This is a genomic window from Rhodoblastus sp. 17X3 (assembly GCF_030056575.1).
Lineage (GTDB): Bacteria > Pseudomonadota > Alphaproteobacteria > Rhizobiales > Beijerinckiaceae > Rhodoblastus.
Genome location: NZ_JASHHX010000020.1, coordinates 38,791 through 62,001, shown reverse-complemented (window position 1 = coordinate 62,001; position 23,211 = coordinate 38,791). Strand labels below are relative to the sequence as shown.

Sequence of the window (23,211 nt, the reverse complement as noted above, 5' to 3'; positions counted from 1 at the left end):
CAGGGGCCCAACCCTGCGGTCGACGCGCCATTACCCTCAAAGGGAGGACTTCATGAAGAAACTTGCAATCGCGACGGCGCTGATGGCGCTTGGTGGACTTTCCGCTCATGCGGCGGAACGCGTGAAGGTGACGGAGACGGTGAAGCTTGCCGCGCCGCCCGCCAAGGTCTGGGAAAAGATCGGCCATTTCAGCGATCTGTCCTGGCATCCGGCGGTGAAGTCGACCGAAGCTTCCGACGGCGACAAGGCGGATTCGCAGCGCCGGCTCGATCTCGGCGGCCCGATCCTGTGGGAAGCGATCGTGCAGAACAAGCCGAACAGCTATTCCTACCGCATCCTCGACAATGGCTCGAACCAGAAGGTGCTGCCGGTCACGGGCTATGTCTCGACCATCACGGTCAAGCCCGACAGCCAGGGCAGCGAAGTCGTGTGGTCCTCGTCCTTCAAGCCCGCAGCCGGCACGGAAGCCGAAGCCGCCCGCAAGGCGGTCGCTGGCGTCTATCGCGGTGGTCTTGACGCTCTGGCCAAGGCTTTCCCCAAAAATTGACCACTGGCGGCGCGAAAATTCCGCCGCTCTCGCGCGAGAACTGGGCGGCGACGGCCCGGCAGGCTCTGCTTTACGCCCTGCCGCTCGCCTTCGTCGCCCTTCTCGCCGCGCAATGGCTCGACGCCGATTATCTCGCGCTGCGGGAGAGCGCGCGCCGTCAATCGCAGCGGGCGGCCGAGGCGCTCGGCTACGCGGCGGCGAACGAGGTGACGGAACTCGCGCTATATGCGGAGATCAATGTCGCGCGCGCGACCGCGGAGGGGCTCGATCCGCCGCAGGCGCTCTGGCGAGTCATTTCCGGCTATGACATGGAATTGCTCGTGCTGATCCGCGAAGGCGACCGCACGCTGTTTCCGCCGGAAGACCCGCTCGCCGCGCCCAAAATGTGGGAAGAAAAGCTGCGCACGCTGATCGACGCGGCGAATCTTCTGCACGATGGCGATTTCGTCAATGGCTGGTTCCCCAATGCGTCCGGCGCCTATTATTTCGAATGCCGCCGCATCGGCGCGGGCGACGCGCGCAAGGAGACCTGTCTCGCGCTCAACAGCCGCTTCGTCTTTCCCACTATGATCGCAGCCCTGAACGCGCGCAGCCGGGCCTATCCGGGCTGGGCCTTTCGCCTGCGCGATCCGTTCGACAGGGTGATCTGGAAAAAGGGTGAGGCGCCCGAAGGCTTTGAATCCTTTGTCCAGACGGGCGCCCTGCACGGCTGGGCGGTCGACGCCGGGGGCGCGCCGGCGCCGAGCCACAGCGCGTTCGGCCGACTCGCGCTCGCCGCGCCCCTCGCGCTGGTCTGGCTGCTGCTGGTCTGGCAGGCGCGCCGGGCGGAAAAGGCGCGGCTGGCGGAAGACGCTGCACGCGCCGCGCTGGCCGCGCGGCTGTCGCATGATTTGCGTACGCCGCTCGCCAATCTGAAACTCTACGCCGAACTCATCGCGCGCAAGGCGGGCGGCGTTCCGGAAGTCAATCGCTATTGCGGCGTGCTGTCGGAGGAAATCGACCGGCTTGACGCGCTGGCGGGCGAAACCATTCATGGCGATCGCGGCGCGGCCCCGCCGCCGAGAACCTCCGTTGGCGATCCTTGCGCTTTGGCGCGGCGCGTGGTCGCCCGCTACGAAAAGCTGATGGCGGCTTCGGGCTGCTATTGCGAGGTGCATTGCGGCGCGCAGCCGCGGCTGCGTTTCGACGCCGGCGCTTTCGAGCGCATCCTCGTCAATCTGATCGACAACGCCCGCAAATACGCCCCGGGGAGGATTGACGTCGCCATCGACTGGCGCGACGGTCTGCTCGCGCTCGCCGTGCGCGACTATGGGGCGGCCGCGTCGCAGGGCGCCGAAGTCAAACCGTCGCACGGGCTCGGGCTTTCGATCGTGCAGGAACTGGCGCGCGCCAATGGCGGCGGTTTCGCGCTGAGCGGCACCGATCCTGGCCTTTGCGCGCGCGCCACGATCGAGGCCAAACCCGACGAGGGGAAAGGATGAAAATTCTCATCGCCGAAGACGATCCCAACCTCCGCGCCGGGCTGGTCGATCTGCTGTCGCTGGAGGGCATAGACTGCATCGTCGCGGAAGACGGCGAGGCGGCCTGGCGCGCCTTCACCGAGGAAGCGCCGTCGCTGTGCCTGTTCGACGTGATGATGCCGCATCTCGACGGGCTCGACCTCTGCCGCCGCATCCGCGCGCGCGACGCCCAGACGCCGATCCTGCTGCTTTCCGCGCGCGGGGCCGAGATCGACCGGGTGATCGGGCTTGAGATCGGAGCCGACGATTATATCGCCAAGCCCTTTTCGGCCCGCGAGCTGGTGGCGCGGATCAAGGCCGCGCTGCGCCGCGCCCGCGCGGTCCCCGCTCCGGGGGGCGCGCCGGCCGGCTCCCCGGCGCGCCTGCGCATGGGCGATCTGGAGATCGACCCCGAGGCTTTGCGCGCGTGGCGCGGCGGGCAAAGCATCGACCTCGCGCCGCGCGAACTGGCGATCCTTCAGGCCCTGAGCGCCCGCAAGGGCAAGGCGGTCTCGCGCGATGAATTGTTCGACGCCGCCTGGGGCCGCGACTACATGCCCAACAGCCGGGCGCTCGACCAATATGTCTCCGGGCTACGGCGCAAGATCGAGATCGACCCCGCCCATCCCAGCATCATCAAGACGGTTCATGGCGTCGGCTACCGCTATGACGAGGACGCCTGACAAAAATCTTACAATTTTCTCGCGCGCGGCTGACGCATCGCGCCGGGGGCTTGCCTATAAAAGGTCATGCGTCGAAGACGCTCGACGAAACAAGTCTTTCAAAGGGAGAAAGCTATGACCTGGACCGCTCCGGAAGTTTGCGAAGTTTGCTGCGGCATGGAAGTCACTTCCTATATGTCCGCTGAAATCTGACATTTTTGCCGACGCGGCGCATCCTTCCACGCCGCGTCGGCCCCTTCGTTCTTCCTCCATACGCTCTGGTCGCTTCCGCTGCGCGGGGCGGCCATTTTGCATTTGGAGCAGGCGGCCGACGACTGATTGGAGATGCGGATGAGACTCGTTCTTGCAGCCTGTGCGCTCGTCCTCGCCCTGGGCGTCGCGCCCGCCATCGCCGGGTCTTCAGCGACCGAACAGGTCGGGGAGCTGAACCCTCAGGTGCTGGACATGCAATATTGGGCGGCGAAATCGACCGAAGAGCGCTTTGACCCGCACATGTGCGGCTACGGCGTCTTCCTCGACAAGACCGGCCAGCATGAGGAGGCGCGCCGCATTTTCGAGCGCTGCGCCAATAACGGCAATCTGCACGCCATGCCGTGGATGTCCTATCTGGAGGAGAATGGCTACGACCGCGCCTCCGACCCGGTCAAGGCGGCCGAATGGGACAAGCGCCTCGCCGACGCCGGCTCGCCGATCGGCCAGTTCAATTACGGCCTCGACCTGTTGCGCGGCCATGGCGCACCACTCGACCGCGCGGCCGGCAGATCCCTTATCGACCTGGCGGCCGCCGGCGGCGATTCGACCGCCCGCGAGCTGATCGCGCATGATTATGATCCGGAATCGGTCACGCCCGAGGCCGACAAGGCGCGCTATCGCCATCCGCAGTTCTGACCACGCAATAAGCTTCCGGGGGGAAGGTTGAAATGATCGGCAAAAGGCTTTTGATCGCCACTTTGTTGACCGGGGCGTCCTTCGCGGCGCCGGCGCGCGCCGAAACCAGTGGCGTGGACGACTCCGGAACGCTCAACCCGCCGTCCGAGCTGAGTATCGAATATTGGGTCGAGCGGTCCAAGGAGGCGCGCTTCGACCCCGGCATGTGCATGTATGGCTATCCCCTCGCCAAGATGGGCTGGCACGACGCGGCGCGGCGCATTTTCGAGCGCTGCGCGGAGCATAACAACGTTTACGCCGTGCCCTGGGCGGCCTGGACCGAGGAAAACGGCTATGACCGCCCCTCGGACCCGGCCAGGGCGGCGGACTGGGACAAGCGCCTGGCCGACACCGGCTCGTCGATCGGTCAGCTGAATTACGGCCTCGATCTGCTGCGCGGCCATGGCGTCGCGCAGGACCGCGCGCTCGGCAAGGCGCTGGTGGACAAGTCGGCGGCGGCCGGCGACAAGACAGCGCGCGAATTGGCGCAGCATGATTACGACCCGGAATCGGTGACGCCGACCGCCGATCTCGCGCATTACCGCAAGCCGCAGTTCTAGATTTGCCGCCGCTTCAGGTTCTGGAGGGTCGCAGCTGCGGCTCCTGCACGCTGTGCTGCAAGGTGATGAAGATCGCCGAGATCGACAAGCCGCCGGGCCGCTGGTGCGCCGATTGCCGCCCGGGCGCCGGCTGTGCGATCTATCCGCAGCGGCCGGCGGAATGCCGCGATTTCACCTGCGCTTTTCTGACCAATCCCGATCTCGGCGAGGACTGGCGTCCGGACCGCGCGAAGCTCGTCGTCACTTTGGAAGGAGATGGCCGCATGGTCGCGGTTCACGTCGACGCCAGCCAGCCTGACGGCTGGCGGCGGCGGCCCTTTCTCGACAAGATCAAGCAATGGGCGCGGCTCGCCGAGCGCGACGACCGTCTCGTCCTCGTCCGCATCGGCCATCGCGCGCTGGTCGTCTTTCCAGACAGCGAGTTCGATCTCGGACCGATGGAGGAGGGCGACCGCATCGGCGCCCGGCGGCGCATGACGCACGCCGGCCCGCGCCGGGAGGCCTTCCGCATCCCGCGCGACGAGCCAATCTAGGCGCCGTAATTCGCGCGCAAAACGTTTTTCTGAACCTTGCCCATGGTGTTGCGCGGCAGTTCCTCGACGAAATAGATGGCCTTGGGCCATTTGAATTTCGCGAGCCGGTCCTGCAGCGCCGCGCGAATCGCCGCTTCGTCGATGGCGGCGCCTTTTTCCCGCACCACAATCGCCGCGACGGCTTCGCCGAAATCCGGGTCCGGCAGGCCGATCACCGCGCTCTCCACGACGCCGGGCAGGGAGTCGATCTCGTGCTCGACTTCCTTGGGATAGATGTTCAGCCCGCCGCTGATGATGAGGTCCTTGCCGCGCCCGACGATGCGGACATAGCCGTCGTCGTCGATCAGGCCGAGGTCGCCGGTGATGAAAAAGCCGTCGGGGCGAAATTCGCTCGCTGTCTTTTCCGGCATCAGCCAATAGCCGGTGAAGACATTCGGTCCCTTCACCTCGATCATGCCGATCTCGCCCTTCGGCAGCGCCGCGCCGGTCTCGGGATCGGCCACGCGCAGCGACACGCCGGGCAGGGGGAAGCCCACCGTGCCCGCGACCCGCGCGCCGTCGTAGGGGTTCGATGTGCTCATATTGGTCTCGGTCATGCCATAGCGTTCGAGAATGGCCTGGCCGGTACGTTCGGAAAAAGCGCGATGGGTTTCCGCGAGCAGGGGCGCCGAGCCGGAAATGAACAGCCGCATATGGGCGCAAGCCTCGCGGTTCAGGCCCGGCTCGTCGAGCAGGCGCGTGTAGAAGGTCGGCACGCCCATCAGCACCGTGCCGCGCAGGCGGTCGGGCCGCGCGCTCATGGCTTCGAGAATTTGCGGGCCGGAAAATTTCGGCATGAAGATCATCGACCCGCCGCAGAGCAGGATGGTGTTGGTCGCCACGAACAGGCCGTGGGTGTGATAGACGGGCAGGGCGTGGATGAGCACGTCCTCCGGCGTGAAGCGCCAGTATTCGACCAGCGTCAGGGCGTTGGAGGCCAGATTGTCATGCGAGAGCATGGCGCCCTTGGAGCGCCCAGTGGTCCCGGAGGTGTAGAGGATGGCGGCGAGATCCCCGGCGCCGCGCGCCACATTGGAAAAATCCGGCGGGCTGGCGGCGGCGAGATCATAAAGCTCGCCATCCTGCCCGTGTCCGTGGACGACGATCCGCACATCGGCCTGTGCGGCGGCGTCTGCCAGCGAATCGGCGCGCTCCGGATCGCAGACGATGAGCTTCGGCTGGGCGTCGGAAAGAAAATAGCCGACCTCATGCGGCGTATAGGCGGTGTTAAGCGGCAGGAACACCGCGCCGGCGCGCACGCAGGCCAGATAGATGAACAGGAAGGATGGGGACTTCTCCATCTGCATGGCGACGCGGTCGCCGGGCTCGACGCCGAGCGCGACGAGCGCATGGGCGTAGCGCGCGCTGGCCGAGAGCATCTGACGGTAGGAAATCGACGCGCCGTCGAGCGACTGGATGAAGATCTTTTCAGGATCGGGAATTCTGGACGCGATCAGATCGAACAGATGATTGGACAAGTCAGCCTCCAATTCGGCTCAGGCCCGCAATTGCGGCGCGGCGGCTTCGAGCAGCATTTGCAGCCCGGTCAGCACCGCCTGGCGGCGGATTTCCGCGCGCGAAAGCTCCTTGCCGGGGGCGCTCGCGGAATGCCCGCCGGAGAAATGTTTCCGCTGCAGCACGGTCGGGCGCTCGCTTTGGGCGAGGCCGAAATGCACCAGCCCGACCGGCTTTTCCGCCGAGCCGCCGCCCGGTCCGGCGACCCCGGTCACCGACAGCGCGAGCTGGGCGCGCGAATGGGCCAGCGCGCCAAGCGCCATGGCCTCGGCGACCTCCGCCGAGACCGCGCCGCGCGCCGCGATCAACGCCGCCGGCACGTCGAGCAGGTCCTGCTTGGCCTCGTTGCTATAGGTGACGAAGCCGCGTTCGAACACGTCGGACGAACCGGCGATTTCCGTCAGCGCGGCGGCGATCAGGCCGCCGGTGCAGGATTCCGCGACGGCGATCTTCAGCTTGCGCGCGATGCAGGCGTCGAGCACGCGCCGCGACAGGACGAGAATTTCATCGCGCATCTTTCCTCCAGGCGCTTACGGCAGCCGCACCGTCGCCATGGCGAGCGCGGCAATGCCTTCCTGACGTCCCGTGAAGCCGAGGCGTTCCGAGGTCGTCGCCTTCACCGCCACGCGATCGAGCGGCAGGTCCATGATTTCGGCGATCTGGGCGCGGATGGCGTCGCGGTGCGGGCCGACCTTGGGGCGTTCGCAGATCAGGGTGGCGTCGATATGGGCGACGCGGCCGCCGCGCGCCGCGACGCGCGCGACGGCGTGGCGCAGGAAGCGGTCTGACGCGGCGCCGCGCCATTGTGGATCGCTCGGCGGGAAATGCGCGCCGATGTCGCCATCGGCGATGGCGCCCAGCACGGCGTCGGTGATGGCGTGCAGCAGCACGTCGGCGTCCGAATGGCCGACCAGCCCATGGTCGTGCGGCACCTGCACGCCGCCGAGCCAGACATGGTCGCCCTCGCCGAAGGCGTGGACATCGAAACCCTGACCCGTGCGGACGTCAGGAAGATCATTGAGCATTCTGGTCTCCGCGCGCAAGAAGTCCTCGGCTGTCGTGAGCTTGATATTGGCGGCTTCGCCGGGAAAGACGAAGACGCAGTGGCCGGCCCATTCCGCGACGGCGGCGTCGTCTGTGAGTTCGCGGCAGCCATCGGCGCGAACGGCCCGATGGGCGGCGAGGATGAGCGCGAGGCGGAAGGCCTGCGGCGTTTGAACCGCGCGCAACGTCGCGCGCTCCGGCGTCGCCACGATGCGCTCGTCCTCCGCGACCTTCTTGATAGTGTCGATGACGGGGAGGCCGGGAACCGCCGCGCCCTTTTCGCGCGCGGCGTCGAGCGCGCGCGCGATCAGACCCGGCGCGACGAAGGGCCGCGCGGCGTCGTGGATGAGCACCGACGCGTCGTCCGCGGCGCCAAGCGCGGCGAGCGCCTCCAGCCCGTTGCAGACGCTGTCCTGCCGCGTGGCGCCGCCGAACACCGGCTCAAGCAGCCGCTCCCGCAGACTGTCGGGCAGCGGCGCGACGGCGCCCTGGTAAAGATCGAGATCGTCGGGATGAATCGTCACCAGGGCCCGGGCCTCTGGCGCGCCATTGAGCAAGGCTTCGAGCGTGCGGGTCAAAACCTGACGTCCGGCCAGCTCGCGATATTGCTTTGGTCCGCCCGCGCCCGCGCGCGCGCCGCGTCCCGCCGCGACGACCAGGAAGATCGCCTCGCCCGCGTCGAAAGTCCCGCTGTTCCCGGCCATTTTCTCTCGCCTTTTCTTCGGTGCGACATGTCGCCCGAATCCGTGCAAAGGTCAATTTGCCATCGCTTTTGCATTGCGAAGGCAAAAAATCTGTCTAAAATGCAGGCATGGACAACTTTGCTCAACAGGTGGGCAGCGCGCGTCATGCAGGCGCAGCTTCCGAACCTGTTCGGATCGGCGCTCTCGTGGTCGAAGCGCCGGCTTTTCTCGCGCCTATGGCCGGCGTGACAGATCTCGCCATGCGTCGCATCGCGCGGCGCTTCGGCGCGGGGCTGGCCTTTTCCGAAATGGTGGCGAGCGACGATTTCGCCCGGAGCGCCGGCGGCAAGGGCGGGCGCGAGAGCGCGCCGCGCGCGCTCGGCGATGGCGTCTCGCCCCATGCGGTTCAGATCGCCGGCTGCGAGCCGGACAGCATGGCGGAGGCCGCGCGGCTGGTCGAAGGCGCCGGGGCGGATCTTATCGACATCAATATGGGCTGCCCCGCGAAACGGGTGGTCGGCGGAGCTGCGGGCTCGGCGCTGATGCGCGATCTCGACCACGCCGCGCGGCTGATCGCGGCGGTGACGGGGGCGGTCAAGGTTCCCGTCAGCGTCAAGATGCGGCTCGGCTGGGACGACGAGTCGCGCAATGCGCCGGAGCTTGCGCGCCGCGCCGAGGCCGAGGGGGCCGCGATGGTGGTCGTCCACGGCCGCACCCGCCAGCAATTCTATCGCGGCGAGGCGGATTGGACGGCGATCCGTCCGGTTTGCGAGGCCGTGAACATTCCTGTGGTGGCCAATGGCGATTGCCGCTCGCCGTGGGACGCCCGCGCCATGCTGGCGCAATCCGGCGCGAAAGCGGCCATGATCGGTCGCGCCGCGCTCGGCCAGCCCTGGCTTGTTGGCGACATTGCCTATTTTCTGCGCAGCGGCTGCGAGCGGCCCGGCCCGTCGTGGCAGGCGCGCCGCGAGGCCGCGCAGGAACATCTGGCTAGTCTGCTCGATCTGCTCGGCCCGGCCCAGGGCCTGCGTCACGCCCGCAAACATCTGGCGGCCTATGCCGATGTCGCGGCGCGGGACGGCGGCGGGCTGGATCTGACGTCGCGCCGGCGCCTCGTTGAAAGCGAGGATACGGGCGAGGTCTTCGACCTTCTCGCCCGTCTCTATCAGTGCAAGTCCGAAGCGGAGGCGGCATGAAAACGAAACATGCTCATAAAAAAGGCAGCGGGCTCGATTTATTGACTGATGAATTGGCAGGTTCGGATCTCGCCGACTGCCCGTCGTCGCAATTGATCAACGCGCTGCCGCATCCGCTGCTGTCGGTGGCGGGCGACGGCTCGATCCGCGACGTCAATCCGGCGGCGGAGCTGTTTTTCGACATGTCCCGCAACGCCCTGCGCCGCACCAGGTTTCAGGATCTGCTGCCGTTCGGTTCGCCCTTGATCCCGTCGGTCGAAATGGTCCGCCAGCGCCGCGCGCCGATCAATGAATATCGGGTCGATCTCGGCACGCCGAAGATCGGCGCCGAGCGTTACGTGGACATCTATATTGCGCCCTTGCCCAATCTCGACGACGGCGTCGTCATCATGCTGCAGGAGCGCACCATCGCGGACAAGATGGACCGCCAGCTGACCCATCGCAGCGCGGCGCGCTCGCTCTCGGCCATGGGCGCCATGCTGGCCCATGAGATCAAGAACCCGCTCTCCGGCATTCGCGGCGCGGCGCAATTGCTCGATACGGCGGTCGGCGATGAGGATCGCGCGCTTTGCCGCCTGATTTGCGACGAAACCGACCGCATCGTGGCGCTGGTCGATCGCATGGAGGCCTTTTCCGACGGGCGTCCGGTCGAGCGCGGCGCGGTGAATATTCATGAAGTGCTGGAGCACGTTCGCCGCATCGCCCAGGCGGGCTTTGCCCGGCGCATCCGCTTCACCGAGAATTACGACCCGTCTCTGCCGCCGGTGCTCGCCAATCGCGACCAACTGGTCCAGGTTTTTCTGAATCTCGTCAAAAACGCCGCCGAGGCCATCGGCGACGACGCCCTGGAAGGCGAGATCGAGCTGACGACCGCCTATCGCCCGGGCGTGCGCATCCGCGCGCCGGGCCGGGCGTCTCCGGTCAGCCTGCCGCTCGAATTCTGCGTGCGCGACAATGGTCCCGGCGTGCCTGAAGACCTGATGCCCCATCTGTTCGATCCCTTCGTCACCACCAAAGCTTCAGGTTCTGGCCTCGGACTTGCATTGGTGGCGAAGATCATCGGCGACCATGGCGGCGTCATAGAATGCGAATCCCTTCCGCGAAAAACGCTCTTCCGGATTTTGATGCCCGTATATTCCAGCCGCGACAGTTGAGCCGGTTCGGCCTTTCCGCTTGCGGACGCTCGAATCCGGTTTTGCGCAGCGGGACCAAGGAAGGTTTTGGAGGTTACTGAATGCCGAGCGGCAATATTCTCGTCGCGGACGACGACGCGGCCATTCGCACTGTCGTCGGTCAGGCCCTGACGCGGGCGGGATATGAAGTGCGCACCACCGGGGCGGCAGCCACACTCTGGCGCTGGATACAGGCCGGCGAGGGCGATCTGGTCATCACCGACGTGGTCATGCCGGATGAGAACGCTTTCGAGCTCCTTCCCCGCGTAAAAAAGGCGCGGCCGGACCTGCCGGTCATCGTCATGAGCGCGCAGAACACCTTCATGACCGCGATCAAGGCCTCCGAGCGCGGAGCCTATGAATATCTTCCCAAGCCCTTTGACCTGAAGGAGCTGCTGGCCATTGTCGGCCGCGCCATGAGCGAGCCGAAGCACCGGCTGCGCGCGCCGGAGCCGGACGACATGGAAGGCATGCCGCTGGTCGGCCGTTCGCCCGCCATGCAGGACATCTACCGCGCGCTGGCGCGGCTGATGCAGTCCGACCTCACCGTGATGATCACCGGCGAATCCGGCACCGGCAAGGAACTGGTCGCCCGCGCGCTGCATGATTACGGCAAGCGCAAGAAAGGCCCCTTCGTCGCGATCAATGTCGCCGCCATTCCGCGCGACCTGATCGAAAGCGAATTGTTCGGCCACGAGAAGGGCGCCTTCACCGGCGCCAACCAGAGATCGGTCGGCCGGTTCGAGCAGGCCGAGGGCGGCACGCTTTTCCTCGATGAAATCGGCGACATGCCGATGGAGGCGCAGACCCGCCTGCTTCGTGTGCTGCAGCAGGGCGAATATACCACGGTCGGCGGCCGCACGCCGATCAAGGCCAATGTCCGCATCGTCGCGGCGACCAACAAGGATTTGCGGGTTCTGATCCAACAGGGCCTGTTCCGCGAGGATCTGTTCTTCCGCCTCAATGTGGTGCCGCTGCGGCTGCCGCCCCTGCGCGAGCGCGCCGAGGACATCGGCGATCTCGCCCGCCATTTCTTCTCTCAGGCCGTAGCTGAGGGCCTGCCGCTGAAATCGCTGGAGCCGGCGGCGCTGGAGCGCATGAGGCGCTATCGCTGGCCGGGCAATATCCGCGAGCTGGAAAATCTGGTCCGCCGTCTTGCCGCGCTCTATCCGCAAGAGCTGATTTCGGAACAGATCGTCGTCAGCGAACTCGGCCTCGACGTCTCGCGCGAAAGCGGATCCTTCCTGGCGCCAGCGGGCTCGGCCGCTTCGTCTTCGGGGCCCCAGGCTGCGGCGCGCGACGCCGACGAATCCTTGTCCATGTCGGTCGAGCGGCACCTCACGGAACTGTTCAAATCCCATGGCGACAAGCTGCCGCCGCCCGGGCTCTATCACCGCATCCTGCGCGAGATCGAATATCCGCTGATCTCGATCGCGCTCGCGGCGACGCGCGGCAACCAGATCAAGGCGGCGGAACTGCTGGGCCTCAACCGCAACACCTTGCGCAAGAAGGTGCGGGACCTAGACGTGCGGCTGATGCGCTCGTCCCGTTGAGGGACGCCTCCGCAAGGGGCCTGTGGCGGGCTTCGCGCGACGACGCTGCGATGTCTCCTGACGCTCGCGTCACGGGTTTCATGATGTCCGTCGCGGCTCAGATCTTCTGTGAAATGCCGATGAAAAAGCCGCGCCGCGGCCCGTATTGGGGCGCAAAGACGCCGATGCCGCTGCCGTCGCGTATCTGATAAATCGTGTCGAAAAGATTGACGACATCGAAGCGCAGCGTCAGCGGCTTCATGTCTGGCGCGAATTTCAGCTCATCCATGACGCCGGCGTTGACCTGCACATATGGCGCTACGGTTGCGGTGTTGGCGAAGCCCGCGCGCATACCGCCGCCGTAGATCATGTCGGCGCTGAATCGCAGGCCATTCCAGAGATAGGACGCGCCTGCCGACGCAGTGAGCGTCTGCGAATGATCGGTGTAGACATTGTGGGTCGAAATGAAGGCGAGTTCGTCGGGATCGAAGAGATATTGGTTTGAAACGACATTGGTCGCCATTTGTTTCGCCAGCGCGAGATTGCCATAGGCGCGGAAGTCGCCTTGCTCGTAATTGAATTTGAATTCGAGCCCCTGATTGTAGCCCTTCGCGTAATTGAAGGCGGTGAGGACCAAAGCCTGGCCGAACTGGCCATCGTCGAGGAGGTCCTTTGCCCATTTGAGATAGCCGTCGATACCGAGCGTAAGGCCCGGAAGAACCTTCTGGTCTATTCCCACATCGACATAACTCCCGCGCTCGGGCAGGACCGAACCGGACTGGGTGACGGCCGGCGCCGCGGTGGTGTTGGAGAACAGGCCGAGATTGACCGCCGCGCTGAGGGCCTGCGATGGCGGCGTGAAATAGCGCGCGAAACCGGCATGGATGTTCGTCCCGTCGAGCGGCGCATAGGTCAGGCTGATGCGCGGGCTGAACTGATTGCCGTCGACATATTGAACCATCTGGTCGAAGCGGATGCCAGCATTGAGCGTCAGTTGCCGGCTGATTCTCCACTCGTCCTGGATATAGGCTCCAAGCAGCCAGCCGAATTTCGCGCTTTGGTCGACTGGCGCGGGGAAAGGCGACCCATAGGGATTGCTGTCGGCGCCGGTAGCGAAGACGAAGGACGCGTTGCGGGAATAGGTCTCCTCGCCGCTGCCGTAAAAGCCGCCGCGGATCGTATGCGCTTCGTTATAGCGATATGCGGCGTCGGCATTGACGCCATTCAGGAAGCTGTCGCGCAGGACATCGGAGGCGACGCCGTTGTACAGCAGATCGCCATAAGTATCCGGCATGAAATGAACGGCGCTGTAGCGCGAGAAATAGGCGACCTGGAAATCAAGCGCGCCGATGGATTTCTGCCAGGCCAGAACATTGTAGAGGCTGGCCTCATATTGGTTTTCCGCTACGGCCGAGGATGGATAATAGGCGGAAAACGGCATCAGCGCGGCGACGCCGGGAAATGGCGTCTGCCCGGGCGTCGCCGGGATCTGATAGGTTCCTATGGCGCTGCCCGTCATGAAACTCAGCCGCGAGCCATCGTCGAGAATGGTCGAGACATAGCCGAAGAACTTGCTCAACTGATTCCGGTCATGAATGGCGTTGAGGGCCGGCGTCGTGTTTTCGATGCCGAGATTGCTCTGCAAGAAATTGCCTGTGACAAAATACTGCGTCTGCCCCGACGTCCCGCCATATTCGAAACTGGGCGTGATCGTTCCATGGCTGCCGCCATAGACGCCGATCGAGCCGCCGCCGTCGAAGACGCCGTTCTTGCTGACGACATCGACGATTCCTGACGTATGGAGCCCAAATTGCGCCGGCAGCGCGCCGGTCAGGAGCGAGACGCCGCCAACGAACCGGGTGTCGAGGAGGACGCCGAATCCCGACACGCCTTCGGGCAACATGACGCCGTTGACGCGATATTGCGCATTGGCGTGTTCATTTCGGACGTGAAACAGGCCGCTCGCCGCCGAATCCTGCGATACGCCCGGCGCCTGAAGCAGAACCTGGTTGAGCGGCGCGTTGTCGCCTTGCGGCGATTGGGCGATCGCGGCGGCGCCGATGCTGTAGGCGCTCACGCCCAAAGGGGGCGGGATATTGGCGCGCGCCTGATCGAGCGCTTGCGTCTTCTCGGCGAGAGGGCGCAACTCCGCTGCCGGAGTCTGCTCGGGCCGCGAGGCGGTGACGTCAATGTCGGGAAGGGCTGTCGCCATTTCGGCCCGGGCGCGGCCGCCGGCCGGCAGCGCCGCCACGCAGCCCAATATGAACACATGATACGGCCGCATCGTCATTTCCCACGCTCGAGTCCAAGATTGCATGTTATGTTATAATATAACAACATGCGGCCACGAAGGGTCAAGCTGCGGCATATGGGAAGCGAAGCCTGATTGTGGTTGCGCGGGTCTCGGTCTCCCGCGGAGCCCGCCACCCATTGGGGGCGACGACGAAATATTGGTTTGCGCGCATATTCTGTTCGATCGCCCGTCGTCTTTCCGTTCGCAAACGAACGCTCGCGCCAAAACCGCTTTCGGCGCCAAGTCGAACGGCGCGACGGGGCTGCCGCCGGCCCGGCGAAAGTTGCGCGAATCCCCGGCTTTCTGTAGCAATGCATCATGCAACGCGTCGCGCTCTATACGGGCTCCTTCGATCCCGTCACCAATGGCCATGTCGATGTGATCCGCGCCGCGTCCGGGCTGTGCGATCGGCTGGTTGTGGCTATTGGGGTCCATCCCGGCAAGGCTCCGCTCTTTTCGGTCCAGGAGCGGGCGGAAATGATCGAGCAGGTCTGCAAGGCCGATGCGGCGGCGCGCAACTGCGAATTGTCGGTCGTCACCTTTTCAGGGCTTGCCGTTGAGGCGGCGCGAGAGGCTGGCGCCGGCGTGATCGTGCGCGGCCTGCGCGACGGGTCCGATCTCGATTACGAAATGTCCATGGCCGGCATGAACGGGGTCATGGCCCCGGAGGTGCAGACGGTTTTTCTTCCCGCCGGGCTCAATGTGCGGCATATAACGGCCACTCTGGTGCGTCAGATCGCCCAGATGGGCGGCGACGTATCGGCTTTCGCGCCGCCCCTCGTCGTGGAGGCCCTACGGCTGAAGGCGGCGGCGAAGAACTAATGGAGGAAGCATGACCGATCTTTCCGCGCGGCGTCTCAACCGTCGCCAATTTGGCGCCTTCTCGCTTGGCGCCGCCAGCGCCATCGCCGCGAGCGGGGCCGCGTTTGGGGCCGAAGACCCGTCGAACCTGCTTACCATGCAGCTCAAGGACGGCCCCGTGGTCATCCGCATGCGTCCCGATCTCGCGCCGAAACATGTCGAGCAGATCAAGACGCTGGTGAAGCGCGGTTTCTATGACGGCATCGTCTTCCATCGCGTGATCGAGGGCTTCATGGCCCAGACGGGCGACCCGACGGGCACCGGCATGGGCGGCTCGGACCTTCCGAACATTCCCGCCGAATTCTCCAAGGCGCCCTTCGGGCGCGGCACTTTGGGCATGGCGCGTTCGTCGTCGCCCAATTCCGCCAATTCGCAATTCTTCATCTGTTTCGCGCCTTCGCCCTTCCTCGATGGTCAATATACCGTCTGGGGCGAGGTGATTTCCGGCATGGACCATGTCGACAAGATCAAACGGGGCGAGCCGCCGGTGAATCCGGACAAGATCATCAGCATGAAACTCGGCGCCGACGCGAAATAACGCAATTCTCCACAGAGGCAGGAAAATCCCATGTCTGACGAAGGCAATCTACTGACGCTGGAAACCACCAAGGGCGAGGTGGTGATCCGCATGCGCCCCGATCTCGCGCCCGGTCACGTCGCCCATATCAAGAAGCTGGTCGGCGAAGGCTTCTATGACGGCGTCGTCTTTCACCGCGTGATCGAAGGCTTCATGGCCCAGACGGGCTGCCCCCACGGCACAGGCACCGGCGGCTCGAAATATCCGAACCTCAAGGCCGAGTTCAACAGCGCGCCGCACGTGCGCGGCACGGCCTCGATGGCCCGCGCGGCCAATCCCGATTCGGCCAATTCGCAGTTCTTCATCTGCTTCGACGACGCGCGCTTCCTCGACAAGCAATATACGGTCTGGGGCGAAGTGATCTCGGGCATGGAAAATGTCGACAAGATCAAGCGCGGCGAGCCGGTGCGCGATCCCGACAAGATCGTCTCCGCCAAAATCAGCTGAGCACAAGACCAGCTGAGCAAACGACTTCGCCGGGGCCTCGAGCCCCGGTTTTCTTTTGAAGCGCCGTTCAGCGCCCGTTCAGCCCCGCTTCGCTATCAACCTTACGCTTTCGCAGGTTTTTGATCCGCGCGACTTCACGGCGTTTTGTCATGGCGCAGCATTGACGGGGACGAAAAAATTCGAAAGCTTGGCCTTAATCCGGCGCCGTGTTTTGCGGGGCCGGTTCTCTGGGGAGCCGTCCATGTCCATTCGTTCCGCCCTCATGCTCGCCGGCGCCGTGGCGCTTTTTGGTCTAGGGGCCGCCCAAGCCGAAGAATCGGTGATGAAGCAATGCGCCGACAAGTGGCAGGCGGCCAAGGCCGCCAACACGACCGGCGGCCTGACCTATCTGCAGTTTTCCTCGAAATGTCGCGCCGAACTGAAGGCTGAGCCCGCCGCCGCGGCCCCCGCCGCGCCCGCGGCCACGACCGCCGCTCCGGCCAAACCGGCGCCGGCCGCGCCGGCCAAGCCCGCAGCCGCGGCCAAGCCCGCCGCTCCGGCCGATTCCGGCCCCGCCGTCTTCCCGACGGCTGTCAGCCCGACCTACAAGAGCGAAACGCCCGGCAAGGCGATCATGCACACCTGCCTCGATCAATATAAGGCCAACAAGGCGACCGGCGGCAACGGCGGCCTGAAATGGATCCAGAAGGGCGGCGGCTATTACAGCCAGTGCAACGCCAAGCTGAAGAGCTGAGCGAAAAACAAAAGCCCCGGTTTTCGCCGGGGCTTTCTCGTTTGAAAGCGGCTTCGCCTATTCGGCGGCGATGTGCTGCTTGGCCGCTTGCGCCTTGGCCTTGTCGCCGGCCGCGCGCGACGAGTCGCTGTTGTTGAACATTTCCAGATCGTCAAGATCCGCGTCGGTCGGCGTCGTCAGCGCCAGATCCGTGTAATTGCGCGCATTCGGATCATGGCGAAGCTCGCGCCGCAGCTTCCACAATTTCAGCGCCAGCCCGCCGACCCGGACGTGGTTGACGATATGGGTCGCGATGATGCGCGGATAGAACACCAGCGGGTTTTCCAGCGGCAGCTCCGGACGCCGGTCGCGGCGGACGCGGCGGCGCAGATAGCCGCCCTGGAGCGGATGGACCTTTTCCACCTTCACGGCGGCCCAGAACCATATCAGCAGGAACAAAGCCTTGCCGGGCGAGGTGCCGACGGCGGCGGCGCGCCGCATGATCGTTTCCATATGGGCCGGCGAGTAATACAGCTCCCAGGCCTCGTGATAAATCGCCTCCCATTCCGCCTTGCTCATCTTAGGATGCGCGGTGACGGCGTGTTCGAGATCGTATTTGTTCATGTCGGGGTCCATCCAGACCCCGGCCCTGTCGAGGCGCTGATGGTCTTCCGAGCCGGGCAGGGGCGTCAGGAAGAAGAATTCCAGCATGTCGAGCGGCAGTTCGCGCTGGATGATCGCGATGTCGCGGCGGATCGATTCCGGCGTGTCGGCGGGGAAGCCGAGAATATAGCCGGCGTAGGTGAAACAGCCCGCACGCTTCCACGCCAGCAGCATCACGCGATATTCGGCGATGCGGTTCTGCTTCTTCTTGGCGCTGACGAGATTGGCCGGATTGATGTTCTCAAGGCCGATGAACACGCGCTTGACGCCTGCGCGCGCCGCCTTGGGAATGAAATTCGGAATGCGGTGGCAGAGCGTGTCCACCTGGATGATGAAGCTGAAGTTCAGCCCCGAGTCCCGCAGTTCGATCAGCCGGTCGAAGATCGGCTCCCAGTTCTTGTTGCGGGCGAAATTGTCGTCCGTGATGAAGAAGCTGTGAATGCCCTGGGCGAGATTCTCGCGGATAATCCGCTCGACGTCGTCGGCGCTGCGATGGCGCGACTTGCGGCCCTGGACGTTGATGATGGTGCAGAACGAGCACTGGAAAGGACAGCCGCGCCCCGCGTCGAAACTGGTGACCGCGCCCGTGGTGCGGCTGACGACTTCGGCCGGGAGGAACGGCGTCGGGGTGTCTTCCACGCTCGGCAGGTCGTCCATGAAATTATAGAGCGGCTTCAGCGTCCCGTTCATCGCGTCGCGCAAAACATCGTCCAGCCGGCCTTCCGCCTCGCCGGCGAAGAGGCTGACGCCGAGGTCCTGCATTTCGCGGATGTCGGCCGGAAGTTTCGGCAGCATGGCGAGACAGCCGGAGACGTGGAAGCCGCCGACGGCGGTGGGCGCGCCCGCCGCGCGGAGGCGACGCCCGAGGTCCAGGGCGCGGGGGAACTGGTTCGACTGCACGCCGACCAGACAGGCAAGGCCCTGGCCCGCCTTGGCGATGGAGCGTGCGATCTTCTCGGGGTCGACCCGGACATTGGTCTCGTCATAGGCGAAGATCTGGATTCGCACGTCGGGACCCAGCGCATGGCGGCGCGAACTATCCGCCGCGAGCCCGTTCAGCGCCGCGAGGCTGTTGGACGGAATGGCGGAGCGGTACCACTGGATAACGTAACCATCGTCGTCGTAATGCGAGGGCTTGATCAGATGGAGCTCGAAAATTTTTTCGGCCATGAACGCTCTTTTCGTCACGCGGACAGTGTCGGCCGCAACCAACAAGGGAGGGCGCGACCATAAACAAGAGCGGCGGGCGATTCCAGTCGCCCGCCGCCGCTTTCAATACGAAGTTCCCGTCCACATTGGATTGCAATCGTGACTTTTTTTGGGGCCGCGCCCCATTTTCAACTCAAATAGGCGAAAGCGGCGGCGATCGCGCCGGCCGCGCCGAGCCCGACCGCCGCGCGCCAGGGCCACAACATGCCGCGCAGGATGATGGCGATGGTCGCTACCGCGATGGCGATGTGGAGCAGGGTGACGGCGATGGTCAGAATATGATGGCGCCTTTCGTGGGCCTCGCTGCCTTCGAACGCCGCCTCAGCCTTGTGCTCGTAATCCTTGGCCTCACCCTCGATTTCCTTCTGCTCCTCGGCATAGCGCTGCGCCTTGTCAAGGAACTCCTGGCGTTTTGCGCCAGCAGTCTCCGCCAGGGCGGCGTAGAGATTCTGCTTCATGCTCTTGGCCTGGTAGAAGGCCCAGGCATCGCTCGCCTTCGTCTGCAGCAGCACGGAATGGTTCTTGGCGCCGATCGTCGCGGCGGTCTCGATGGTTTCGAGGCTTCCCACCGTCGCCGCCAGCACGGCGAGCACGGCGATGGTGATCGAAATCATGGCCAGGCTGCGGTCGCCGGTATGGGCGACATGCTGGGCGTGTTCGGCATGTTCGAAATGTTCGGTGGGCGAGTCGTCCAAATTGGCCTCCCTGTTTCGAGTCGCGTTCAAGAATCTGGCGGTCACGATAGGCGCCTGGCGCCGCGTCGGCAAACGCGTCCGACTTTCGGCGGCGCCGCGGGAAGTGGACAGAAGCAAGGGCGGCGCTTATAAAGCCCAAACGGCTTGGCAGGGCCGAGTCCCTTGCAGGCCCTGACTATTTTTGACGGGCGAGCGATGCAAAATCAGCAATTTGCGGCTTCCGCCGCGCTGCGGGAAACCATGGTCGAGCGGCAGATTCGCACCTTCGACGTGCCGGATCTCGGCGTTCAGGCGCGCATCAAGGCCGTTCCCCGCGAGATTTTCGTCGATCCGGCCCAGGTCGGCCTCGCCTATTCCGACGCCCGCCTGCCGCTCGCCAGCCAGACGCCCCGCGAAATGACCGCGCCGCTGATTCTCGCGCGCCTGCTCAAGGACGCCCAGTTGCGCGAGGGCGAGCGCGTCCTCGTCGTCGCGGGCGCCACTGGCTATGCCGCCGCCCTGATCGCTGGACTGGTCGGCAGCGTCGTGAGTCTCGACGTGGACGAAAGTTTCGGCGCGCGCGCCAAGGCCAATTTCGAAACCCTCGGCCTGACCAACGCCAAGTCCATCGTCGGGCCGCTGGCGCTCGGCGCGCCGGGCGAGGGACCCTTCGACGTCATCATCGTCGACGGCGAGACCCAGGGCGAGTTCGGCGCCCTTTTTGACCAGTTGACCGAAAACGGCCGCCTGCTCTCGATCGTGTCGGAACGCCCGGGCGCGCGGGTCGGCAAGGCGATCTTGTTCACGCGTGGAGGCGGGACGTTCAGCCCGCGCACGCTGTTCGACGCATCCGCAGGCGCGATTCCCGCATTCTCGAGGCCGCCGGAATTCGTGTTTTGAGCGGCGCGCGCCGTCAGACGCCCGTTCTGGACGCCGTCTCGGTTGTGGCTTTTGGGGCTCAGTCTCCGACTATTTGCGCTGATTCCTTCACCAAGCCCGCGGAATCGGGAAGTTTCCGCGGGCGTGCGGTTGACGCGGAAGCTCACATCGCTGATTTTCATCACAATATCATGGCCGAATTGTCTGGCCGGACGTCTCGCCTGCGGCAGGGTTTTCCTTTCCGCATGTGGCGCGAAACAGGGATTAGAAACTTGCGGCGCTCCTCGATTGTCGGCTTGACGCTAGCGACCTACGCGCTTTGCCTCGGTCCGGCTGCGGCGGAATCCATGTCCGGCGCGCTGTCGCGCGCCTATTCGAACAACCCCGACGTCAATCAGGCGCGGGCGGGCGTTCGTGCGCAGGATGAAACCGTGCCGGGCGCCAAGGCCGGCTGGCTGCCCAAGGTCAACGCGCAGGGCACGCTGGGCCGTCAGTACACCCGCTCGGGCAATACGTTGGGTCAGGCCGGAAGCAATCAGCAATATCTCACCAATCCCTCCACCGGCAGCGTTACCTTGACCCAGACGCTGTTCGACGGCATGCGCACGGCGAATTCGGTCGATCAGGCCGAGTCCGGCGTGCTGGCCGCGCGCGAAAGCCTGCGCGGCTCGGAGATCTCGACGCTCGGGGACGCGTCGACCTTCTACATGGACGTGCTGCGTGACACCGCCGTGCTGGGTCTGCGCCGCAATAACGTCAAGGTTCTACAGGTTCAGCTCCAGCAGACCCGGGACCGCTTCCAGGTCGGCGAAGTGACGCGCACCGACGTCGCCCAGGCCGAATCGTCGCTGGCGAACGGCACCGCCGACGTCGCTGTCGCGGAAGCCAGGCTTCAGGCCAGCATGGCAAATTATCGGCGCGTCATCGGCGTCGAGCCGAAGCAATTGCAGCCCGCGCAGCCGATCGAGAAATTGCTGCCGCCCACGCTTGATCTCGCGGTGGCGACGGGCCTGTCGGAAAATCCGGCGATTATTGGCGCGCTGCATCAGGTCGATGTCGCGGAAGATCAGGTCAAGATCTATGAGGGCGCGCTGTTGCCGCAGGTCGGCGTTCAGGCGCAGGTGCAGAACCAGACCAATTCGCAGGGCATTCCGAACTATAACGTTTACACCGCTTCGGTGGTCGGCGTGCTCAACGTGCCGATTTATCAGGGCGGCTCCGAATACGCCCAGGTACGCCAGTCCAAGGAAAAACTGAGCCAGGCCCGCCTCGCGGTGGAAACCCAGCGCTATAAGGTCCGCTCGGACGTGGTGACCGCCTGGGGCAACCTGCAGTCGTCCCGCGCGGCGATCACGTCCTTCCAGGCGGCGGTCAAGGCCGCTGAAATCGCGCTGACCGGCGTGCGCGAAGAAGCCAAGGTCGGCCAGCGCACGACGCTCGACGTCCTCAACGCCGAGCAGACCTTGCTCAATACGCGCGTGCAGCTCGTTCAGGCCCAGCACGACCGCGTGGTCGCCTCCTATGCGGTCATGGCCGCGATCGGCCGCCTGACGGCGCGCAATCTGGGTCTCGGCGTGGTCGCCTATGATCCGAACCACCATTACGACCAGACCAAGAATCGCTTCTTCGGGCTGAACACGCCTGACGGCCGCTAAGGCCGTCGGCGAACCTCGCACGAATCTAGACGCACAAGCGTCGAAAAAAGCGGTGCGCTCTTCTCCGGAAGCGGCGCTCTCGCCTTGCGCGTCCGCGCCTGCGGGCGCAATTTAAAGTTCTTCTGATTCGCATGCGAGCTTCCAAGGCCATGAGCGCACCGAACGGCCCGTCTCTTTCCAATTCTCCGAAACCCGAGCCCGCCGCGCAGGAGCCGTCGATGGACGACATTCTGGCGTCGATTCGCCGGATTATCGCCGACGACGACGCGCTGCCGCTGAGTCGCACCGCGCGCGCGGCCGCCGCGCCGCGTGTGGCGGAGACGCCTGCGCCCGCGGCGCCCGCGCCGTCGAAGCCCGTCAGTTCGGTGGCCGACGCCTTTCTGGGCCTTGGGGAGCGCCTGTTCCGTGGCGGAGAGGCGGCCTCGACGCAGGAGCGTCCTACCGTTTCCATTTTCCAGCCGCCTGCGTCGCGCGCCGGGTCGGGCCACTCCTCCCCTTCATCCGAGCCGCAAAAGGCGCCGACGCTGAAATTGCGCGATTTCGCGCCCTCTGAGCCGCAGGCGCGCCCCGTCGTCGCGAAGGCCACAATTGCGGACGCCGCCCAAGCGCCGCAGGCCGTCCCTGCGCCGCAGGCCGTCCCCGCGCCGCGGGTCGTGGCGGCGCCTCAGGCTGCGCCGGCCGCGCAGGCTGTCCAGGCGCCGCAGGTGATTCTGGCGCCGCAGGCCGTCAAAAACGTCGAAACGGCAACGGCGACGGAGCCGCTGAAAAAGCCTGCGCACGAGCTTGCCGTCGAGGCGCCGGAAGCCGCGGTGACGCCGGTCTCGACCGTTTCCAGTCTCGCCGAAGCCCGTCTCAAGGTCTCGGCGCCGTCGCCCCGGGCGCCCGCCGCGCCGCAGGCCGAGGCCGTTTTGGAACCCGCGCCGTCGCCTGAGCCCGCGCTCGCGCCCGTTGCAGCGCAGGCGCCCGAATCGCCCGCGCCGCGGCTGGGGACGAGGCGCATTCCGGCGCCGTCACCTGCCGTCGCTGAATCCGACCCGCCGCTGCTCTCGCCCGCCATCGGGGCCCGGATCGGCGCCTCGTTCGAGGCCCTCACCGAAAGCGTCCTGCTGCGCGATCCCGACATGATCGAGCGCGTGGCGCGGGAGATGCTGCGTCCGATGCTCAAGTCCTGGCTGGACGACAATCTCCCCGTCGTCGTCGAGCGTCTCGTGCGGGCGGAAATCGAGCGGATCGCGCGCGGACGCGGCTGATCACGCCAGTTTCCGGTTTCCCGTTGGCGCCCTCGAGTCCCAAACTCATTGACTTGCGGGC

The 23,211-nt window shown here is 65.3% G+C and carries 23 protein-coding genes; 17 read left to right on the top strand and 6 right to left on the bottom strand.

Annotated features, from left to right (window positions below; all coding sequences use genetic code 11):
* The first annotated feature begins 52 nt into the window (after nucleotides 1-52).
* The 7 genes from QM467_RS16305 (at nucleotide 53) to QM467_RS16280 (ending at nucleotide 4,749) form a co-directional block, all read left to right on the top strand.
* Nucleotides 53-547: an SRPBCC family protein gene (locus QM467_RS16305; RefSeq protein WP_283367402.1), complete on the top strand. Its 495-nt coding sequence runs from the start codon at nucleotides 53-55 to the stop codon at nucleotides 545-547.
* The gene (locus tag QM467_RS16300; protein WP_283367401.1) at nucleotides 544-2,028 is read left to right on the top strand and encodes a sensor histidine kinase; all 1,485 of its coding nucleotides are present in this window, start codon (nucleotides 544-546) and stop codon (nucleotides 2,026-2,028) included. Before QM467_RS16305 ends, QM467_RS16300 begins: the two co-directional genes overlap by 4 nt.
* Complete coding sequence (locus tag QM467_RS16295) at nucleotides 2,025-2,729, top strand: response regulator transcription factor (RefSeq protein WP_283367400.1); 705 nt, start codon at nucleotides 2,025-2,027, stop codon at nucleotides 2,727-2,729. Before QM467_RS16300 ends, QM467_RS16295 begins: the two co-directional genes overlap by 4 nt.
* Nucleotides 2,730-2,795: 66 nt before the next feature.
* A complete protein-coding gene (gene pqqA / locus QM467_RS19935) occupies nucleotides 2,796-2,921 on the top strand; it encodes a pyrroloquinoline quinone precursor peptide PqqA (RefSeq protein WP_446737791.1) in 126 nt (41 codons plus the stop codon).
* 138 nt (nucleotides 2,922-3,059) lie between these two features.
* Entirely contained in the window at nucleotides 3,060-3,617 is a 558-nt protein-coding gene (locus QM467_RS16290) for a tetratricopeptide repeat protein (protein WP_283367399.1), read from the top strand.
* A 32-nt stretch (nucleotides 3,618-3,649) separates the two neighbouring features.
* Entirely contained in the window at nucleotides 3,650-4,216 is a 567-nt protein-coding gene (locus QM467_RS16285; RefSeq protein ID WP_283367398.1) for a sel1 repeat family protein, read from the top strand.
* A gap of 2 nt (nucleotides 4,217-4,218) precedes the next feature.
* The gene (locus QM467_RS16280; protein WP_283367397.1) at nucleotides 4,219-4,749 is read left to right on the top strand and encodes a hypothetical protein; all 531 of its coding nucleotides are present in this window, start codon (nucleotides 4,219-4,221) and stop codon (nucleotides 4,747-4,749) included.
* Here QM467_RS16280 and QM467_RS16275 read toward each other — a convergent pair.
* From QM467_RS16275 to QM467_RS16265, 3 genes are read right to left on the bottom strand one after another with little or no spacing between them, the layout of a single operon-like run.
* Nucleotides 4,746-6,266 (bottom strand): malonate--CoA ligase, encoded by a 1,521-nt coding sequence (locus tag QM467_RS16275; RefSeq protein ID WP_283367396.1) that lies wholly within the window; start codon nucleotides 6,264-6,266, stop codon nucleotides 4,746-4,748. The two genes, QM467_RS16280 and QM467_RS16275, sit on opposite strands and share 4 nt — an antisense overlap.
* A gap of 18 nt (nucleotides 6,267-6,284) precedes the next feature.
* Entirely contained in the window at nucleotides 6,285-6,818 is a 534-nt protein-coding gene (locus QM467_RS16270) for a CinA family protein (RefSeq protein ID WP_283367395.1), read from the bottom strand.
* Between the two features lie 15 nt (nucleotides 6,819-6,833).
* Complete coding sequence (locus QM467_RS16265) at nucleotides 6,834-8,051, bottom strand: bifunctional 2-C-methyl-D-erythritol 4-phosphate cytidylyltransferase/2-C-methyl-D-erythritol 2,4-cyclodiphosphate synthase (protein WP_283367394.1); 1,218 nt, start codon at nucleotides 8,049-8,051, stop codon at nucleotides 6,834-6,836.
* A 107-nt stretch (nucleotides 8,052-8,158) separates the two neighbouring features.
* On the opposite strand from QM467_RS16265, the gene dusB reads away from it, so the two are divergent.
* The 3 genes from dusB (at nucleotide 8,159) to ntrC (ending at nucleotide 11,951) form a co-directional block, all read left to right on the top strand.
* Nucleotides 8,159-9,226 carry a tRNA dihydrouridine synthase DusB gene (gene dusB / locus QM467_RS16260; protein WP_283367393.1) on the top strand — a complete coding sequence of 356 codons (1,068 nt, stop codon included), beginning with the start codon at nucleotides 8,159-8,161 and terminating at the stop codon, nucleotides 9,224-9,226.
* Nucleotides 9,227-9,267: 41 nt separating this feature from the next.
* A complete protein-coding gene (locus tag QM467_RS16255; RefSeq protein ID WP_283367392.1) occupies nucleotides 9,268-10,380 on the top strand; it encodes a two-component system sensor histidine kinase NtrB in 1,113 nt (370 codons plus the stop codon).
* A gap of 80 nt (nucleotides 10,381-10,460) precedes the next feature.
* Entirely contained in the window at nucleotides 10,461-11,951 is a 1,491-nt protein-coding gene (ntrC, locus tag QM467_RS16250; protein WP_283367391.1) for a nitrogen regulation protein NR(I), read from the top strand.
* 97 nt (nucleotides 11,952-12,048) lie between these two features.
* Here the strand turns inward: ntrC and QM467_RS16245 are convergent, their stop codons facing one another.
* On the bottom strand, nucleotides 12,049-14,214 hold the full coding sequence (locus QM467_RS16245; RefSeq protein ID WP_283367390.1) for a TonB-dependent receptor: 2,166 nt from the start codon (nucleotides 14,212-14,214) through the stop codon (nucleotides 12,049-12,051).
* Between the two features lie 327 nt (nucleotides 14,215-14,541).
* Between QM467_RS16245 and coaD the strand changes: the two genes are divergently transcribed.
* From coaD to QM467_RS16225, 4 genes are all read left to right on the top strand, one after another.
* Entirely contained in the window at nucleotides 14,542-15,045 is a 504-nt protein-coding gene (coaD, locus tag QM467_RS16240; protein WP_283367389.1) for a pantetheine-phosphate adenylyltransferase, read from the top strand.
* Between the two features lie 10 nt (nucleotides 15,046-15,055).
* Complete coding sequence (locus tag QM467_RS16235) at nucleotides 15,056-15,622, top strand: peptidylprolyl isomerase (protein WP_446737790.1); 567 nt, start codon at nucleotides 15,056-15,058, stop codon at nucleotides 15,620-15,622.
* Between the two features lie 30 nt (nucleotides 15,623-15,652).
* Complete coding sequence (locus QM467_RS16230) at nucleotides 15,653-16,108, top strand: peptidylprolyl isomerase (RefSeq protein WP_283367388.1); 456 nt, start codon at nucleotides 15,653-15,655, stop codon at nucleotides 16,106-16,108.
* A gap of 241 nt (nucleotides 16,109-16,349) precedes the next feature.
* On the top strand, nucleotides 16,350-16,841 hold the full coding sequence (locus tag QM467_RS16225; protein ID WP_283367387.1) for a hypothetical protein: 492 nt from the start codon (nucleotides 16,350-16,352) through the stop codon (nucleotides 16,839-16,841).
* Nucleotides 16,842-16,898: 57 nt separating this feature from the next.
* On the opposite strand, the gene QM467_RS16220 is transcribed toward QM467_RS16225, so the two are convergent.
* Together QM467_RS16220 and QM467_RS16215 are read right to left on the bottom strand one after the other, a co-directional pair.
* Nucleotides 16,899-18,653: a B12-binding domain-containing radical SAM protein gene (locus QM467_RS16220; protein ID WP_283367386.1), complete on the bottom strand. Its 1,755-nt coding sequence runs from the start codon at nucleotides 18,651-18,653 to the stop codon at nucleotides 16,899-16,901.
* A gap of 167 nt (nucleotides 18,654-18,820) precedes the next feature.
* Nucleotides 18,821-19,387, bottom strand: coding sequence for a DUF4337 family protein (locus QM467_RS16215; protein ID WP_283367385.1), 567 nt, complete (start codon nucleotides 19,385-19,387; stop codon nucleotides 18,821-18,823).
* A 195-nt stretch (nucleotides 19,388-19,582) separates the two neighbouring features.
* On the opposite strand from QM467_RS16215, the gene QM467_RS16210 reads away from it, so the two are divergent.
* From QM467_RS16210 to QM467_RS16200, 3 genes are all read left to right on the top strand, one after another.
* Nucleotides 19,583-20,266, top strand: a complete 684-nt coding sequence (locus tag QM467_RS16210; RefSeq protein ID WP_283367384.1) for a protein-L-isoaspartate O-methyltransferase family protein — start codon at nucleotides 19,583-19,585, stop codon at nucleotides 20,264-20,266.
* 251 nt (nucleotides 20,267-20,517) lie between these two features.
* The gene (locus QM467_RS16205) at nucleotides 20,518-21,900 is read left to right on the top strand and encodes a TolC family outer membrane protein (RefSeq protein ID WP_283367383.1); all 1,383 of its coding nucleotides are present in this window, start codon (nucleotides 20,518-20,520) and stop codon (nucleotides 21,898-21,900) included.
* A 149-nt stretch (nucleotides 21,901-22,049) separates the two neighbouring features.
* Nucleotides 22,050-23,150 (top strand): PopZ family protein, encoded by a 1,101-nt coding sequence (locus QM467_RS16200; protein WP_283367382.1) that lies wholly within the window; start codon nucleotides 22,050-22,052, stop codon nucleotides 23,148-23,150.
* Nucleotides 23,151-23,211 lie beyond the last annotated feature (61 nt).